The sequence below is a fragment of the Kitasatospora sp. NPDC057223 genome, from assembly GCF_042669755.1.
Taxonomy (GTDB): Bacteria; Actinomycetota; Actinomycetes; order Streptomycetales; family Streptomycetaceae; genus Kitasatospora.
This window is the reverse complement of sequence record NZ_JBHUWW010000114.1, coordinates 1-17626: the sequence shown is the minus strand read 5'-3', so window position 1 is coordinate 17626 and position 17626 is coordinate 1. Positions and strand designations below refer to the sequence as shown.

At 72.3% G+C, this 17626-nt stretch carries 13 protein-coding genes and 1 tRNA gene; 9 read left to right on the top strand and 5 right to left on the bottom strand.

Annotated elements, in window-relative coordinates:
* Positions 1-210: 210 nt before the first annotated feature.
* Positions 211-2220 carry a phosphatidylglycerol lysyltransferase domain-containing protein gene (locus tag ACFUK0_RS30480; protein ID WP_380255688.1) on the bottom strand — a complete coding sequence of 670 codons (2010 nt, stop codon included), beginning with the start codon at positions 2218-2220 and terminating at the stop codon, positions 211-213.
* Between the two features lie 159 nt (positions 2221-2379).
* On the opposite strand from ACFUK0_RS30480, the gene ACFUK0_RS30475 reads away from it, so the two are divergent.
* Positions 2380-3075, top strand: coding sequence for a response regulator (locus tag ACFUK0_RS30475; protein WP_380255687.1), 696 nt, complete (start codon positions 2380-2382; stop codon positions 3073-3075).
* The gene (locus ACFUK0_RS30470) at positions 3072-4226 is read left to right on the top strand and encodes a sensor histidine kinase (protein ID WP_380255686.1); all 1155 of its coding nucleotides are present in this window, start codon (positions 3072-3074) and stop codon (positions 4224-4226) included. The genes ACFUK0_RS30475 and ACFUK0_RS30470 overlap by 4 nt, the downstream gene beginning before the upstream one ends.
* A gap of 118 nt (positions 4227-4344) precedes the next feature.
* Here the strand turns inward: ACFUK0_RS30470 and ACFUK0_RS30465 are convergent.
* A tRNA-Leu gene (locus ACFUK0_RS30465) sits at positions 4345-4428 on the bottom strand.
* A gap of 520 nt (positions 4429-4948) precedes the next feature.
* Here ACFUK0_RS30465 and ACFUK0_RS30460 point away from each other — a divergent pair.
* The 6 genes from ACFUK0_RS30460 (at position 4949) to pknB (ending at position 13733) form a co-directional block, all read left to right on the top strand.
* A complete protein-coding gene (locus ACFUK0_RS30460) occupies positions 4949-5833 on the top strand; it encodes an FhaA domain-containing protein (protein WP_380255685.1) in 885 nt (294 codons plus the stop codon).
* A 13-nt stretch (positions 5834-5846) separates the two neighbouring features.
* Positions 5847-6380, top strand: a complete 534-nt coding sequence (locus ACFUK0_RS30455; RefSeq protein WP_380255684.1) for an FHA domain-containing protein — start codon at positions 5847-5849, stop codon at positions 6378-6380.
* A 250-nt stretch (positions 6381-6630) separates the two neighbouring features.
* On the top strand, positions 6631-8214 hold the full coding sequence (locus tag ACFUK0_RS30450) for a PP2C family protein-serine/threonine phosphatase (RefSeq protein ID WP_380255683.1): 1584 nt from the start codon (positions 6631-6633) through the stop codon (positions 8212-8214).
* 184 nt (positions 8215-8398) lie between these two features.
* On the top strand, positions 8399-9805 hold the full coding sequence (locus ACFUK0_RS30445; protein WP_380255698.1) for an FtsW/RodA/SpoVE family cell cycle protein: 1407 nt from the start codon (positions 8399-8401) through the stop codon (positions 9803-9805).
* A 65-nt stretch (positions 9806-9870) separates the two neighbouring features.
* The gene (locus tag ACFUK0_RS30440; protein ID WP_380255682.1) at positions 9871-11328 is read left to right on the top strand and encodes a peptidoglycan D,D-transpeptidase FtsI family protein; all 1458 of its coding nucleotides are present in this window, start codon (positions 9871-9873) and stop codon (positions 11326-11328) included.
* Positions 11329-11588: 260 nt separating this feature from the next.
* Positions 11589-13733, top strand: a complete 2145-nt coding sequence (pknB, locus tag ACFUK0_RS30435) for a Stk1 family PASTA domain-containing Ser/Thr kinase (protein WP_380255681.1) — start codon at positions 11589-11591, stop codon at positions 13731-13733.
* An 82-nt stretch (positions 13734-13815) separates the two neighbouring features.
* Here the strand turns inward: pknB and ACFUK0_RS30430 are convergent, their stop codons facing one another.
* Positions 13816-14802: an NADP-dependent oxidoreductase gene (locus ACFUK0_RS30430; RefSeq protein ID WP_380255680.1), complete on the bottom strand. Its 987-nt coding sequence runs from the start codon at positions 14800-14802 to the stop codon at positions 13816-13818.
* Positions 14803-14922: 120 nt separating this feature from the next.
* Between ACFUK0_RS30430 and ACFUK0_RS30425 the strand changes: the two genes are divergently transcribed.
* The gene (locus tag ACFUK0_RS30425) at positions 14923-15915 is read left to right on the top strand and encodes a GlxA family transcriptional regulator (protein ID WP_380255679.1); all 993 of its coding nucleotides are present in this window, start codon (positions 14923-14925) and stop codon (positions 15913-15915) included.
* Positions 15916-15957: 42 nt separating this feature from the next.
* Here the strand turns inward: ACFUK0_RS30425 and ACFUK0_RS30420 are convergent, their stop codons facing one another.
* Complete coding sequence (locus ACFUK0_RS30420) at positions 15958-16788, bottom strand: class E sortase (RefSeq protein WP_380255678.1); 831 nt, start codon at positions 16786-16788, stop codon at positions 15958-15960.
* 49 nt (positions 16789-16837) lie between these two features.
* Positions 16838-17626 (bottom strand): class E sortase (locus tag ACFUK0_RS30415; RefSeq protein WP_380255677.1); only part of this gene is annotated, 789 nt, incomplete at its 5' end.

The window sequence follows — 17626 nt, the reverse complement described above, 5'->3', positions numbered from 1 at the left end:
ATCCGACAGTCCCCGAAACCTCTGTTAGCACTCAACATTAGAAGCCGACCGGAGAATCCTCATCGGCATAATTGCCGAATCCGGGTCATCCTCAGGTGGGACACTCCCGGCCGGAACACCCCCGTCCGGATGACGCCGCAGGAATGACGCCGACCGGGCTACGGCGGCGCATTCGGCGGCCGGCCCTCCCTCCGCCCCCCGGCGGAGGGATTACCCCTTCCCACTGCGTTCCGCCACCGGCACCCGGGGCGCCGCGACAGCGGAGCGGGTGTGTCGGCGACGGAACAGAGCGGGCAGACTCGGTGCGGTGATGAAACCCTCGGCGCGGGCACTCGCGATACCGATCCGGGGGATCTCGCTGCTCTTCTCGAACAGCAGGTAGCGCGGTTCCCAGATCGGGCGGTACTTCGCGTTGGCACGGTAGAGGGATTCGATCTGCCACCAGCGGGAGAAGAAGCCCAGCACCGAACGCCACAGGCGCAGAACGGGCCCCGCGCCCAGCTTGGAACCGCGCTCGAAGACCGACCGGAACATCGCGAAGTTCAGCGAGACCCGCTCCAGTGCGACCTCGTCGGCGCGCTGCAGGAGTTCGATCACCATGAACTCCATCAGGCCGTTCTCGGTGTCCCGCGCGCGGCGCATGAGGTCCAGCGAGAGGCCCGTCTCGCCCCAGGGCACGAAGCTCAGCAGCGCCTTGAGGTCGCCCTCGCCGTCATGGCACTCCAGCATCACGCAGCGGCCGTCACCCGGGTCGCCGAGACGGCCGAGAGCCATCGAGAAGCCGCGCTCGGTGGCGCCGTCGCGCCACTGGTCCGCCCGCTCGACGAGTTCCGCCATCTCGCACTCGGGGATGTCCTCGTGCCGGCGGATCCGCACCGTGTAGCCGGCCCGCTTGACCCGGTTGTACGCCTGGCGGACCACCCGCATCGCCCGGCCGTCCAGCGAGAACTCGTCCAGTTCGACGATCGCCTCGTCGCCCAGCTCCAGTGCGTCCAGCCCGTGCCGGGCGTAGATCACCCCGGCCTCCTCGGAGGCGCCCATCACGGCCGGCGCCCAGGCGTGCTCGCGTGCCTCGGTCAGCCAGGCCTCGATCGCGCCCGGCCACGCCTCCGGGTCCCCGATCGGGTCGCCCGAGGCCAGCGAGACCCCGCCGACCACCCGGTAGGTCACCGCCGCCTTGCCACTGGGGGAGAAGATCACCGCCTTGTCGCGGCGCAGCGCGAAGTAGCCCAGCGAGTCCCGCCCGCCCTGCCGGTCGAGCAGGGCCCGCAGCCGGGCCTCGTCCTCCTCGGTCAGCAGTTCCTTGCCCCGCGGGCTGCGGAACGCCACGTAGATCACCAGCAGGAAGAGCACCGCGCTCATGGCGTTGATGACGGCGTTCACCCAGGTCGGCACGGAGATCACCGAGTCGAGGTGCTGGGACGGCGCGACGGTGACCATCCGGCCGAGCGAGTAGCGGTAGAGGTCCCAGAAGTCGGCGCCGTGGAGCGTGTTGTTCAGCCAGACCAGGAACGCGCCGATCCCGGCGCCGGCCAGCAGCCCGGCGACGAATGTCGCCGCCGCCGTCCTCGGGTTGGAGCGGTCGCCCTTGGAGGTGAACTCCCTGCGCCCGACCAGCAGGGCCAGCACGAACAGGCCGGTCAGTGTGATGGAGAACCAGTTGAACGGGTGCTTGACGTAGTCGTAGCCGTCGCCGGAGAACGCCATGAACAGCACGTACACCGCGAAGGTCAGACCGCCCAGCCCCAGGTTGAAGATCCACGCGGCCCGTTTGCGCCGCCGCATCGCGATGGCCAGGAAGACCGACAGGACGACCGAGCCCAGGCCCGCCGTCATCAGGTACGGGGTGAAGTACTCGCCCTCGTTGTGGTCCTGCACCTGGTCGCGGAACGGCACCGCCAGGACGCCCACCAGGTTGAGCAGCGCCAGCAGGCGCAGGTACCAGACCGTCGAGGCGGCGGCCCGCGGGCCCCAGCGCGCCGACAGGCCGGACCGGTCCTCGGCGGGGGGTGCGGCGGACGGCTCCGGCTTCACAGTGGACGACACAGCTCTATTCCAAACGATCAGATGGTGGGGCGCATCCGCACAATCGGGCGCCGGGCGCCGGACAGCCGGCACCGGGCATCGACCTCGGGAATCAGTACCGGCCCGCCCGCACAGGCCGCCCTCGCCGGGCCGCACCCCGCCCGGCCTGCGCCGACGGGAGCTGCTCCCCTCCATGGTGGCTCACCCAGGATGAGAATTTCGTGAACCAGGTAGCCGATTCACACCCCCGCCGAATGGCGGGGGTGACGCCCGGGCGGCGCGTCCGCCGGCAGGGCCTAGGCTCGGAGGGCCCCGCAGCACGTGCCCCCACAGCACCGCCCCGAGGAGGGACCCATGGCGACGACCCGTGTACTGATCGTGGACGACGAGATCCTGGTCCGGTCCGGCCTCGGGCTGATCGTCGGGTCCGCGCCCGACCTCGAAGTGGTCGGCGACTGCTCCGGCGGCCGGGCCGAGGAGGAGGTCCGCCGGCTGGAGCCGGACGTGGTCCTGCTCGACATCCGGATGCCCGACGTGGACGGCATCTCCGTGCTGCGCCTGCTGCGCGCCCTGCCGCAACCGCCCGCCGTCGCGATGCTCACCACCTTCGACACCGACGAGTACATCGGCACCGCCCTGCGGGCCGGCGCCGCCGGGTTCCTGCTCAAGGACACCGCCCCCGAACAGCTGGTGCACGCCGTCCGGGTGCTGGCCGCGGGCGGCAGCATCCTCTCCCCCGCCGTGACCAGCACCGTGATCGGCGGCTACGTGGACGGCGCCGGGCCCGACGCCGACGCCGCCGCACTGGCCCGCACCCTCACCGGCCGGGAGCTCGACGTCCTGGCACTGCTCGGCGAGGGCCTCTCCAACGCGGAGATCGCCGACCGGCTCTTCCTCGGCACCGGCACCGTGAAGGACCACATCTCCGCGATCCTCGGCAAGCTCGACGCCGTGAACCGCGTCCAGGCCGCCGTGGTCGCCCACCGGGCCGGCCTGCTCAAGCCCCCGGCGCACCCGCACCCGCACACCCAGCCGCGCGGCGACGCATGACCACCGCCGCTCCCCCGCCGGGCCGGCCCCCGTCCCGGCGCCCGGCCTGGGTCACCGCGCCCTGGCTGATGCTGCTGCTGCCGGTGCTGCTCTCCCTGGTGGACGCCGCCCTGGTGGCCCGCGGCTCGTCCTGGTGGGAGAACGGCCTGTCCGTGCTGGCCGCCGTCGCCCTGCTGCTGCGCCGGCGCCTGCCCGGGCCGGTGCTTCTGCTGGTGCTGCCCGGCAGCTACCTCAACTACATCTGGATCGCGCCCGTCACCGCGGTCTACACGGCCGCCGCCCGATGGTCCCGGACATGGCTCAGCGTGCTCTGCGCCACCGTCTTCGCCCTGGTCGAGTTCTTCCACTGGCCGCTCAGCGACCACCCGCTCGCCCTGGACCGGGACAACGCGCTGTACGCGATCCAGTGCGTGATGCTCGCGGCCGGTCCGGCCGCCCTCGGCCTGCTGTCCCGGACCAGGCTGGAACTCGCGGCCCGGCTGGACGAGCTGACCCGTGGCCAGGAGCGGGAGAGCCGGCTGCTGGCGGAGCGGGTGCTGATCACCGAGCGCGGGCGGCTCGCCCGCGAGATGCACGACGTGGTCTCGCACCAGGTCAGCCTGATCAGCATCCAGGCCGGCGCACTCCAGGTGAGCAGCAGCGACCCGGCCGCCGTGGCGACCGCCCGCACCATCCGCGAACTGTCCGTCCGGACCCTGGAGGAGCTGCGCCAGATGGTCGGCGTCCTGCGGACGTCCCGGGTGCGCACCGACGTGCCGCCGGCGCCGCAGCCCCGGCTGGCCGACCTGGAGCGGCTCATCGAGGAGAGCGGCCTGGCCGCCGAGACCGAGGTCAGCGTCGGCGGGCGGGCCTGGCCGGAGGCCGTCGAGCGGGCCGCGTACCGCACCGTCCAGGAGGCGCTGACCAACATCGGCAAGTACGCGCCGGACGCCGCCGTGCTGGTCCGGGTGCGGGCCCGGGGGAGCGTCCTGCGGGTCGAGGTGCGCAACGGGCCGCCGGCGCTGCGCCCGGTCGGCGCCCTGCCCGGTGGCGGCCACGGCCTGGTCGGCCTGCGCGAGCGCGCCCAGCTGCTGGGCGGCACCATGACGGCCGGCCCGACCGGCGACGGCGGCTTCGAGGTCAGCGCCGACCTGCCGGCCGCCGGGAGCTGAACCCCGGAGCAGTCCCCGGGAGCCGGCGCGGGGCGGGGGAAGGCGTCCGGACAACGACGAAGCCGGTCAGTACGACTTTCGTCGTACTGACCGGCTTCGTTCGGTCTTTCGACCGTTGTGCGCGAGGGGGGAGTTGAACCCCCACGCCCTTTCGGGCACTGGAACCTGAATCCAGCGCGTCTGCCTATTCCGCCACCCGCGCAAAGGGTGTTGTCGTAGATGCTAGCTGATCCTCGGACCCGCTCCGCACCGTCTCCGGTGTTTCGCTGGCCTTCGGTCCGGCTCCCTTGCGGGCGCCCCTTCCGACATGGAAAACATTAGCACGCTCCACGGGGTACCTCCGAATCCCTTTCCGCGTCCCGCCCCGGCACCACCCCTCCAAGATCATCCGGAGCGGCGCCCACCGGATCCGAGTTCGAACAGCGGCCGGCCGGCGACGCGGGCCGCATCCGAACGGCTGCCCCGCGAACAGGCGAGCGAGGGGTGAGCGGGCCTGCGACCGGGTAGCCCTGCCTTGGCGCGGACCGCCTCGCAGGGTGCCGCGCGAAGGCGCCGCGGACGGGCGCGGGGACGGCGGCGGGCGCGGTGGTGCGCGCGGTGTGCGCAACCCCACCCCCGGGCACGACGCGGTCCGGGAACCGTACGGATGGCCCGGGCGTGGATACGATCAGTACGGAAGTACCGCAAGTAGGCGCGACCGAACCCTTGGAAGGGGGTGCCCCGTGGGAGTCCTGAAAAAGTTCGAACAGCGGCTCGAGGGTCTCGTGAACGGCACCTTTGCCAAGGTTTTCAAGTCCGAGGTCCAGCCGGTGGAGATCGCCGGTGCGCTCCAGCGCGAGTGCGACAACAACGCCACCATCTGGAACCGCGACCGCACCGTCGTCCCCAACGATTTCATCGTGGAGCTGAGCCCGCACGACCACGAGCGGCTCAGCCCCTATTCGGGGCAGCTCGGCCAGGAGCTCTCCAGCATGGTCCGGGAGTACGCCGAGGCCCAGCGGTACAGCTTCATGGGGCCGCTGCAGGTCAACCTGGAGAAGGCCGACGACCTCGACACCGGCCTGTACCGGGTGCGCAGCCGCACCCTGGCCGCCGAGGAGCCGCAGCAGCTCCAGCAGCCTCAGGGCGGCGCCGCCGGCTACGGCCGCCAGCCCGCCCCGCCGGCCCCCGGCGCACCCTGGCAGCAGGGCCAGCCGCCCTACGGCTCGCCCCCGCAGGCCCCGACCATGCCGCCCTCGATGCCCCCGGCGCCGCCCGCACAGCCCGCACCGCAGCCCGGCGGCGGCAACGTCCGCCCGTTCCCCGGCTCCGGCCACGGCGGGACGGCCGTACGGCGGTGGATCGAGGTCAACGGGTCGCGCCACCAGATCACCGGGAACGCCTGCGTACTCGGCCGCTCGACCGAGGCCGACGTGCGCATCGACGACCCCGGGGTGTCCCGCAAGCACGCCGAGATCCGCCCCGGCACCCCGTCGATGGTGCTCGATCTCGGGTCGACCAACGGCATCGTGGTGGACGGACAGCACACTCAGCGCGCTACGCTCCGCGACGGCTCGCGAATCGTCGTGGGCTCCACCACCATCGTCTACCGACAGGTCGAAGGGTAGAAGCGGGCCACTTATGTCAGAACTGACCCTGACGGTCATGCGGCTGGGCTTCCTCGCCGTGCTGTGGCTGTTCGTCATCGTCGCGGTCCAGGTGATCCGCAGCGACCTGTTCGGCACCAAGATCAACCCGCGCTCGTCGCGCCGGGGCGCCACCGCGACGGCCGGCACCGGCGCCCCGGCGCCCGGCCGGGCCCCGCAGGGCCCCGGCAACAGCCAGCCGGCCGCCCCCGCGCAGCCTGCCCGGCGTCGTGGCGCACCCACCCAACTCGTCGTCGTACAGGGCTCACTGGCGGGCACCACGGTCGCCCTCCAGGGCCAGACGATCACGCTGGGCCGCGCGCATGATTCCACCATCGTGCTGGACGACGACTACGCGTCCTCCCGTCATGCCAGGATCTACCCGGATCAGACTGGGCAGTGGACGGTCGAGGATCTAGGCTCCACCAACGGCACCTATCTGGACCGGCAGCGCCTCACCGCGCCCACTCCGCTCCAGCCGGGCATGCCGATCCGTATCGGCAGGACCGTCATCGAACTGCGGAAGTAGTAGCGCATGTGGGACAGCATCCCGTCCATGACCAGCCGGGACGGCAGCGGCGACGCTGTCGCGGCCGTGCGCGAGTGTTGCCGAGGCCGCGTCCTCTCCCGAGGCCGCGGCCGCAGTTCCGACGAAGCCCAGAGGGGGACACGGACCGCATGAGCGAGTGCAGCATCGGGGCACCCGCCCCCGGCCCGACGGCCGGGAGGGCCCTGCGGGCACCAGTGGGCTCCGCGACCGGGCGAAGCGAGGCGGGGGAATGAGCCTCGTACTGCGCTTCGCCGCCGGCTCCCACAAGGGACTGATCCGGGAGGGGAACGAGGACTCCGGCTACGCCGGGCCGCGGCTGCTGGCCGTGGCCGACGGCATGGGCGGGGCGGCGGCCGGCGAGGTCGCCTCCTCCGAGGTGCTCGGGTCGATCGTCCGCCTGGACGAGGACGTGCCCGGCGCCGACCTGCTGACCCTGCTCGCCGACGCCGTCCAGGGCGCCAACGACCGCCTGCGCCAGATGGTCGACGAGGACCCGCAGCTCGAAGGCATGGGCTGCACCCTGACCGCGATGCTCTGGACCGGCCAGCGGATGGGCATGGTGCACGTCGGCGACTCCCGCGCGTACCTGCTGCGCGACGGCTCGCTGACCCAGATCACCCAGGACCACACCTGGGTGCAGCGCCTCGTCGACGAGGGCCGGATCACCCCGGAGGAGGCCGAGACCCACCCGCAGCGCTCCCTGCTGATGCGCGCACTGGACGGCCGCGGCCAGGTCGAGCCCGACCTGTCGATCCGCGAGGTCCGGGCCGGCGACCGCTACCTGATCTGCTCCGACGGCCTGTCCGGCCCGGTCAGCCACCAGACGCTGGAGGAGACCCTCGGGAGCTTCTACTCCCCCGAGCAGACCGTCCAGGAGCTGATCCAGCTCGCCCTGCGCGGCGGCGGCCCCGACAACATCACCTGCATCGTCGCGGACGTCATCGACGTCGGCGCCACCGACACGCTCAGCGGACAGCACGGCGACGTGCCCGTGGTGGTCGGCGCGGTCGCCGAGACGCCGCCGTCCTCCGCCGCCGCGGACCAGTCGATCCTGAACACCCCGGCCGGCCGGGCGGCCGGCCTCGGCCGCGCCCCGCAGGGTGCCTTCGGCCCCGCCGAGGGCTACGACGGCGGCTACGGCGCCGCCCCGGGCGGTTTCGGCCCGGCCGAGGGCTACGAGGGCGGCTACGGGGCGTACGGCGCCGAGGCGCCCGGCTACGCCCACGAGGCGGACGACGACGAGCCGGTCCGCAAGGGCAAGTGGGCGAAGCGCTCGATCATCGCCGTCGTCACCCTCGGCCTGCTGGCCGGCGCCGGCTACTTCGGCTGGCGCTGGACGCAGGACCAGTACTACGTCGGCGTGGACGGCGACCACGTCGCGGTGTTCCAGGGCATCAACCAGAACCTGGCCGGGCTGAGCCTGTCCTCGGTGCACGACTCGTACGGGGACATCGAGCTGAAGTTCCTGCCCAAGGACCAGGCCGCCCACGTCACCAACACCATCTCGGCCGGCAGCCTGAGCGACGCCACCGACACCGCGAAGCAGCTCGGCGAGCAGGCCGCGGTCTGCCGCAAGGTCGCCGCGGGGGCCACCGGTACACCGGGCACCCCCTCGGCCGCCCCGACGGCGACCGCCTCGCCGGGCGCCACCGAGAGCCACGCCGGCACCGCCCCGGCGCCGAGCCCGGCCGCGACCGCCCCGGCGAGCCCGTCGGCCACCGCCGCACCCGCCGTCCCGGTCAGCCCGCTGGGCGACGCACCGGCTCTCACCGAGGAGGAGCAGAAGAAGGCGGCCTCCTGCCCGACACCGTGACGGGGGGCGGCCACCGTGCGGCCGTCCGCCGCGGACAGCACCAACCGGGCAGTACCGCCGCCGACCGGCGCGGGCCTGCCAGCCGTCGGGGAGCGGCCACCACGTGAGCACCTATGACCTGAGCAGCGGCCCGGACAGCCCGTCCGGCGACCGCCGGCCCGGCGCGACGCCGGCCACCGCCCCCGTGCCGCCGCCCGCCGGGCGGGCGGACTCCCGGCGCCGGGGCAACACCACCATCACCCCGCAGGGCACGCCGAACCGGCGCAACACCGAGCTGGCACTGCTCGCCTTCGCGGTGCTGCTGCCCGTCCTCGCGTACGCCAACGTGGGCCTGGCGATGGACGGCACGCTGCCGGCCGGGATGCTCGGGTACGGCCTGGGCATGGGTGTGCTCGCGATGGTCGCGCACCTGGCGATGCGCCGCTGGGCGCCGTACGCCGACCCGCTGCTGCTGCCGCTGGCCGCGCTGCTCAACGGGCTCGGCGTGGTGATGATCTGGCGGCTCGACAAGGCCGGCAAGCTCCTGGCCAACAACTACCCGGCGGCGGCCAACCAGCTGATGTGGTCGGGTCTGGGCATCGCCTTCTTCATCGTGGTGATGGTGTTCCTGAAGGACCACCGGATCCTCCAGCGCTACACGTACATCTCGATGGCGGTGGCCCTGGTGCTGCTCGCCGCGCCGGCCTTCTTCCCGGCCCGCAAGGGCGACTTCGGCGCGAAGATCTGGATCCACCTCGGCAGCTTCTCGATCCAGCCGGGCGAGTTCGCCAAGATCATCCTGGCGGTGTTCTTCGCCGGCTACCTGATGGTCAAGCGGGACGCCCTGGCGCTGGCCAGCCGCCGCTTCATGGGCCTGTACCTGCCGCGCGGGCGCGACCTCGGCCCGATCATCGTGATCTGGCTGCTCAGCCTGCTGATCCTGGTCTTCGAGAACGACCTCGGCTCGTCCTTCCTGTTCTTCGGCCTCTTCGTGGTGATGCTGTACGTCGCCACCGAGCGCACCAGCTGGATCGTCTTCGGCCTGCTGATGTCCATCGGCGGCGCCGTGGCGGTGGGCGCCGCCTCCAGCCACGTGAAGGTCCGGATCGACGCCTGGCTCGACCCGATGGCCGCCTTCGCCCACCCGGACGGCGGCGGCAGCGACCAGATCGGCCAGGCCCTGTTCGCGATGGGCTCCGGCGGGGTCACCGGCTCCGGACTGGGCCAGGGCCGCTCCTACCTGATCGGCTTCGCCGCGAAGAGCGACTTCATCATCGGCTCCTTCGGCGAGGAGCTCGGCCTCACCGGCCTGATGGCGATCTTCATGGTCTACGGCCTGATCGTGCAGCGCGGCCTGCGCACCGCGGTGGCCGCCCGCGACCCGTTCGGCAAGCTGTTCGCCGTCGGCCTCTCCTCGGCGCTCGCGCTGCAGGTCTTCGTGGTGGCCGGCGGCGTCACCGGCCTCATCCCGCTGACCGGTATGACCATGCCGTTCATGGCGCAGGGCGGCTCGTCCGTGGTCGCCAACTGGGCGCTGATCGCCCTGCTGCTGAAGATCAGCGACAGCGCCCGCCGGCCCGGGGTGGAACCGGCCCCGGCCTCGGAAACGTGATGACCGGTGCGATTGACTGACCAGCACGACGACGCACTGACCGGTACGAGGAGCGGACCCGTTACATGAACAAGCCCATCCGACGGGTCTCGATCTTCTGCCTCGTCCTGATCCTGGCCCTCATGGTGCGCACCAACTGGGTCCAGGGTGTCCAGGCCAACAGCCTGGCCAACAACTCGCACAACGACCGCAACAAGTACGACCGGTACGCCTACCCGCGCGGCAACATCATCGTCGGCGGGGACCGCGTCACCAGCTCCGACTTCGTCAACGGACTGCGCTACAAGTACAAGCGCTCCTGGGTCGACGGCCCCCTCTACGCACCCGTCACCGGCTACTCCTCGCAGGCCTTCGGCAGCACCCAGCTGGAGTCGCTGGAGGACGGCATCCTGGCCGGCACCGACGACCGGCTGTTCTTCCGCAACACCCTCGACATGCTGACGGGCAAGCAGAAGCAGGGCGGCGACATCGTCACCACGATCAACGCCAAGGCCCAGAAGGCCGCATTCGACGGCCTCGGCAACAAGAAGGGCGCGGTCGTCGCGCTCGACCCGCGCACCGGTGCCATCCTCGCGCTGGTCTCCACGCCCTCGTACGACCCGGGCACCTTCGCGGGCGGCGGCGACGCCGACACCGCCGCGTGGGAGAAGCTCAAGGCCGACACCAACCAGCCGATGCTCAACCGGGCGCTGCGCGAGACCTACCCGCCCGGCTCCACGTTCAAGCTGGTCACCGCGTCGGCCGCGTTCGAGAACAACGTCTTCCAGAACATCGACGACAAGACGGACACGCCGTCGCCGTACATCCTGCCCGGCACCCGGACGGAACTGAAGAACGAGAGCGACAACGAGCCCTGCGAGGGCGCGACGCTCAAGACCGGCATGGACTACTCCTGCAACACCGTCTACGGGAAGATCGGCGCCGACCTCGGCAAGGACAAGATGCGGGAGCAGGCCGAGAAGTTCGGCTTCAACAAGACCGTCGACACCCCGATCCGCGCCGTGCAGAGCTTCTACCCGGCGAACTCCACCGACGACGGCACCGCCCTGGACTCCATCGGCCAGCACGACACCCGGGCCACCCCGCTCCAGATGGCGATGGTCGCCTCCGCGATCGCCAACAACGGCTCGCTGATGCAGCCCTACCTGGTCGACCAGGAGCGCTCCGCCAGCCTGACCACCATCTCCAAGCACTCCGACAAGCAGCTCAGCCAGGCCATCAGCCCCGCCACCGCGCAGAAGCTGCAGGACATGATGGTCAGCGTCGTCGAGAACGGCACCGGCAAGAACGCCAAGATCCCCGGCCTGACCGTCGGCGGCAAGACCGGCACCGCGCAGCACGGCGAGGACAACAACGGGCTGCCGTTCGCCTGGTTCGTCTCCTACGCCAAGGGCGCCGACAACCAGTCGGTCGCGGTCGCGGTCGTCGTCGAGGACGGCTCCAACAACCGCGACGGCATCAGCGGCGGGCGCCTCGCGGCCCCGATCGCCAAGGCTGTGATGCAGGCCACCCTCGGCAAGTAGGGCCCGTGCCGCACATGGGCGGATTGTCGTGATCGGTGGCCGGATCCGGATACCGGTCTGGTATCGGCCGATGGCCGACTCCGGCTCAGCCGGGTGCGACCGGTAGCGTGTCCGCAAGCAGCGGGTGTGCCCGCTGCCCGCCTTCGGGGCGCCGTGGGATCTGCATCACAGAACCACGGTGGCGCGGGCGGCGTCACACAGAGCGTGCGGGGACACCTACGTCACATCCTCACCGGCCGGTGAGGGAGAGGGTCGGAACTATGGAAGAGCCTCGTCGCCTCGGCGGCAGGTACGAGCTCGGCGGCGTCCTCGGACGCGGCGGCATGGCCGAGGTGTACCTCGCCCATGACACCCGGCTCGGCCGTTCCGTCGCAGTGAAGACGCTCCGGGCCGACATGGCGCGGGATCCGTCGTTCCAGGCCCGGTTCCGCCGCGAGGCGCAGTCCGCCGCGTCCCTGAACCACCCCGCGATCGTCGCCGTGTACGACACCGGCGAGGACTACATCGACAACATCTCCATCCCGTACATCGTGATGGAGTACGTCGAGGGCTCGACCCTGCGCGAGCTGCTGCACTCCGGCCGCCGGCTGCTCCCCGAGCGCGCGCTGGAGATGACGATCGGCATCCTGCAGGCCCTGGAGTACTCGCACCGGGCCGGCATCGTGCACCGCGACATCAAGCCCGCCAACGTGATGCTCACCCGGCAGGGCAACGTCAAGGTCATGGACTTCGGCATCGCCCGCGCGATGGGCGACGCCGGCATGACGATGACGCAGACCTCGGCCGTCATCGGCACCGCCCAGTACCTCTCCCCCGAGCAGGCCAAGGGCGAGCAGGTCGACGCCCGCTCCGACATCTACTCCACCGGCTGCCTGCTGTACGAGCTGCTCGCCGTGCGCCCGCCGTTCGTCGGCGACTCCCCCGTCGCGGTCGCCTACCAGCACGTCCGCGAGGAGGCCCAGCCGCCGTCGGTCTACGACCCCGAGCTGCGCCCCGAGATCGACGCGATCGTGCTGAAGGCGCTCACCAAGGACCGCGACTACCGCTACCAGAGCGCCGACGAGATGCGCGACGACATCGAGCGCTTCCTCGACGGCCTGCCGGTGGCGGCGGCCCAGCAGGCCGCGTACGGCATGGGCGCGGGCGGCGGGTACGGCTACGACCAGAACGGGCAGCAGTACGCCCAGCACGACCCGTACGGCCAGACCAACCTGCTGCCGCAGCAGCAGCCCGGCGGCGGCCCCACCACGGTGCTGCCCCAGGTCTCCCCGCAGCAGGGCTACGGCCAGCAGGGCGGCTACCAGCAGGGCGGTTACCAGGACGACGGCTACCAGGGCGGCGGCCAGCCGGGCTCCGGCGGCAACGACGGGTACGACGACGGGTACGGCCGCAGCGGCCGGCGCGGCGAGCAGCCGAAGAAGAGCAACACCTCCTGGATCGTGCTCGCCATCGCGGCCGTGCTCGTCCTGGTCGGTACGTTCTTCGTCGCCCAGGCGATGTTCAGCGGCGGCAAGAAGGACACCCCGAAGCTGAGCGCGCCCAACCTGATCGGCAAGAGCCTCGTCGAGGCGAAGGCGGCCGCGCAGAGCACCGGCAGCAAGCTGGTCGTCGCCGAGGGCGACAAGGTGGCCTGCCCCGACACCAAGATCCAGAAGGACCAGGTCTGCACCCAGGACCCGGTCGTCGGCACCCAGATCGCCGAGACCGGCACCATCAAGGTGCAGCTCTCCTCCGGCCCGGCCAAGTCCACCGTGCCCACCGTCGTCGGCAAGACCAAGGACGTCGCCACCAAGGCCCTGGCGGACGCCGGCTTCGCCAACGTCTCCACCGAGTACAAGGACGACGACAACGCCCCGCTCGACCAGGTGACCGCACAGGACCCGCCGGCCAACAGCGCCGCCGACCCGCAGGCGCCGATCAAGCTGACGATCTCCCAGGGCAAGTCCAAGATCAACGTCCCCGGCGTGGTGAACCAGCAGGTCGCGGCCGCGACCCAGGCCCTGACGGACGCCGGCTTCCAGGTCGACGCCAGCAAGACCGTCCCGGCGACCGACCCCACCAAGATCGGCACCGTCGCCACCCAGACCCCGGCGGCGAACAGCAAGGCCGCGCCGAACACCAAGATCGTCCTGACGGTCTACAAGGCACCGGACAAGGTGACCGTGCCCGGCGACCTCAGGGGCAAGACCGTGAAGGACGCGGTGGCCCAGCTGAAGGGCCTCGGCCTCGTCTGGAACTTCACCGGGGCCGGCGGCGACAGCAACAACGTCGTCGTCAACTACACGCCCGGGCCGAACGAGCTGGTCGACGGCGGCACCAGCATCCAGCTGATGACGATGCCCGCCCCGAAAGGGAACGACCCCCAGCCCGGGACGACACCCCCGAGCAACAGCCCCAAGCCGTAACCGGTGACAACCGGGCCCAGGGCCCACCCGTAGGGGCCGTCGACGCCACCCCGGCGCCGGCGGCCCCTACGCCGTCCCCGTCTCACTCGGCGACGCGGAGCACCAGCTTCCCCTGCACCCGGCCGGTCTCGCCCAGCTCGTGCGCCCCGGCCGCGTCCTCCAGCGGCAGGACGGCCGCCACGTGCGGCCGCAGCCGCCCGTCCGCCACCAGCTCCGCCACCGCCCGCAGCGCGGCCGTGTCCGGCTCCACGAGCAGGAATCCGGCCCGGACGCCGAGGGCCGCCGCCTGCGGCCGCAGGGCGTCGTCCTGGGGGCCCGTCAGCGACACCAGCGTGCCGCCGCTGCGGATCAGCGGCAGCGACCGGGCGCTGTAGTCGCCGCCGACGCCGTCCAGCACGATGTCGACCTGGCCCGCCGACTCCCGGACGGCCTGCGCGAAGTCCCCCGCCGTGTAGTCGACCACCTCGTCCGCGCCCAGCTCCCGGACGAAGTCGTGCTTCGCCGCACTCGCCGTCCCGATCACGTACAGGCCCAGCGACTTGGCGATCTGCACCGCCAGGTGGCCCACCCCGCCGGCCGCCGCGTGGATCAGCACGCGCTGCCCCGGCCGGGCCTGCGCCCGGTCGGTGAACGCCTGCCAGGCGGTCAGCGCGGCCAGCGGCAGGGCCGCCGCAGCCACGTGGCCGGTCCCGGCCGGCTTGCGGACGAAGTGCCGGGCCGGCGCCGCGATGTACTCGGCGTAGCCGCCCAGCAGCCGCGGGAAGCCGGCCATGCCGTAGACCTCGTCGCCGGGCTCGAACAGCGTCACGCCCCAGCCGACCGCCTCGACCACCCCGGACACGTCGAAGCCGAGGACGAACGGCGGCTTGTCGGCCAGCAGCCCGCCGAAGGCCCGGGTCTTGTAGTCCACCGGGTTCAACCCGCTCGCGTGCACCCGGACCAGCACGTCGCCCGGCCCCGCCACCGGCCTGGGCACCTCGACGAGGCGCAGCACCCCCGGCCCGCCGAGCTCGTTCTGGCTGATCGCCCGCATGGTCCCCTGGTGCTGCTCCGCTGCCCGGCCGCTCATGTCCGTCCTCCATCAGTGTCCGCCCCGCACCCCGGCTGCCTGCCGGGGCCGGTACCAGCCTCGCCGCGCCGGGGTACCCGAACGAGTGGCCGGATGGACAATCAGTGAGAGGATCTGGCCATGGCCTCCGCTCTGCACCGCGTCGTCGTCCTCGCCCTGCCCGGCGTCATGCCGTTCGAACTCGGCATCCCCGACCGGATCTTCGGCTCCACCTACAACCTGCTGGACGAGCCGCTCTACGAAGTCCTGACCTGCAGCCTCGACGGCGGCCCCGTCCGCACCGCGGCCGACTTCAGCGTCACCGTCGGGCACGACGCGGGCATCGTCGCCACCGCGGACACCCTGATCCTGCCGCCGGGCTCGTACGACGGCCCCGCCTTCGAGGGCCACGCCCCGGACGCGCGCCTGACCGAGCTGCTGACCACGCTCCGGCCCGGCACCCGGATCGTCTCGATCTGCACCGCCTCCTTCGTCCTCGCCTCCGCCGGACTGCTGGACGGCCGCCCGTCCACCACCCACTGGGCCTACGCGGAACGGTTCGGCCGGCTCTTCCCCGACGTGCGGCTCGACCCCGACGTGCTGTTCGTCGACGACGGCGACATCCTCACCTCGGCCGGGGCGGCCGCCGGCGTCGACCTCTGCCTCCACCTGGTGCGGCGCGACCACGGCAGCGAGATCGCCAACCACACCGCACGGCGCTGCGTCGTCCCGCCGTGGCGCGACGGGGGCCAGGCCCAGTTCGTCCAGCGCCCCGTCCCGGCGCCCACCGGCTCCGACACCGCCGCCGCCCGCGCCTGGGCCCTCCAGCAGCTCCAGCGCCCGCTCCAGCTGGCCGAACTGGCCGCCGTGGCCGGCATGAGCATCCGCACCTTCAGCCGCCGCTTCCTCGCCGAGACCGGCCTCACCCCCGGCCAGTGGCTGACCGCCCAGCGGCTCGCGCTCGCCCGCCACCTGCTGGAGTCCAGCGACCTCCCGGTCGACCAGGTCGCCGAACGGGCCGGCTTCGGCAGCGCCTCCTCGCTGCGCCAGCACCTCAACACCGCCGTGGGCGTCTCCCCCGCCGCCTACCGCCGGACCTTCCAGTACAGCGCCGGACGGCCGGCGGCGGCCTGAACGGCCGGGGCGCGGCCCGGCGGGCGGCGGCGGCCTGAGCGGCTAGCGCAGCTCGGCGGGCGGCGTGCGGGCGGCGTCCACCGGATCCACCCGGACGAGGCTGCCCCAGACCGCCATCCGGTACCGCGAGGTGTAGACCGGCGTGCAGGTCGTCAACGTGATGTAGCGCCCGGGGGAGTGATAGGTCGAGCCCGTCGGCACCGGCGCGACGACCCCGGTGTCGTACTTCGAGGTCTCCGGCAGCGTGGAGTCGATCCGGTAGACGTACCAGCTGTCCTTCGTCTCGACGACCACCGCGTCGCCCGGCTTCACCGCGTCCAGGTCGTGGAACTTCGCGCCGTGCCCGTCCCGGTGCGCGGCCAGCGCGAAGTTGCCCTCCTCGTCCCAGGGCATCGCCGAGCGGTACGGCGCCTCGTACACCCCGGCCACGCCGTCGGCCAGGGTCTCCGCGTCCGTGCCCATCCGGATCAGCACCTGGTAGTCCCGGCCCATCGCCGGCACGTGCAGGAACCCGACGCCGTCCCCCGCCGCGTAGGTGCGCTGCCCGGGCGGGGCGGCACCCGGTGACGCCGGGGCCGGACCGGAGGCCGCCGGCACCGACCAGGCGTTGCGCAGCCGGTCGGCCGCCCGGTCCGCCGTACGGTCGGCCTGCACGTTGGTCCACCACAGGGAGTAGGCGGCGAACAGCGCCAGCAGCACCCCGACGGTGATCAGCAGCTCGCCGAAGACCCCGACCGCGGCCAGCGCCCGGGCGCGGCCACGGCCACGGGCCGGGCGGGGTTCGGGCGCGTCCCCGAGTACGTCCTCGAATCCGTCGCCGGCGCCGGGTCCGACGCCGGGTCCGTGTGCCGGGCCGGCCGACTGCTCGCTCACGCTGTTCCGCCTCGCTGTGCTGGGGGGCCCGCTGACGGGCTGACGGCTGCTACTGGCCACCCGTCAGTGCTGCGGGCTTGCCCTGGCTGCGCGGCCGTTCCTCGACCATCTTGCCAAAGACGATCAGCCGGTACTTGGAGGTGAACTCCGGCGTGCACGTGGTCAGCGTGATGTACCGCCCGGCCTGGGCGTAGCCGGCGCCCTTCGGGATCGGCTGGATGACGCTGACGTTGGACGGCGAGGTCTCCGGGATCCCGCCGGTCACCTCGTACGTGTAGTACGCGGTCGACGTCTCGACGACGATCTTGTCGCCCTTGGCGAGCTTGTTGATGTAGCGGAACGGCTCGCCGTGCGTGTTGCGGTGCGCGGCCAGCGCGAAGTTGCCCGCCTTGTCGGCCGGCATCGCGGTGCCCGTGTAGTGGCCCACCAGGCCCTTGTCGAGCACCTGCGGCTTGCCGGTGCCCTCGGCGATCGGCACGTTCAGGCCCAGCTTCGGCAGATGGATGATCGCGAAGCCCTTGCCCGGCGCGAACACCTCGGGCGTCGGGCTCGCGTCCGGCTGCTGCCCCGTGGCGGGCGGCTGGGCCGCCGCGTCGAACTGCTGCTCCAGCTGGCTGCGAGCACCGTCGGCCGCCGCGTCGGCCTGCACGTTCGTCCACCACAGCTGGTAGGAGACGAACAGCAGCATCACCAGGCCGAGCGATATGCACATCTCGCCGAGCAGCCGCGCGACCACCACACCGGCCGACTCCTTGGGCCGCACCCGGCCCGCGGCGCCGCCGCGCCCGCCGGCCCGGCGCCGGCCGCTGCCGGAACGCACCGACAGCCGCCCCTGCGC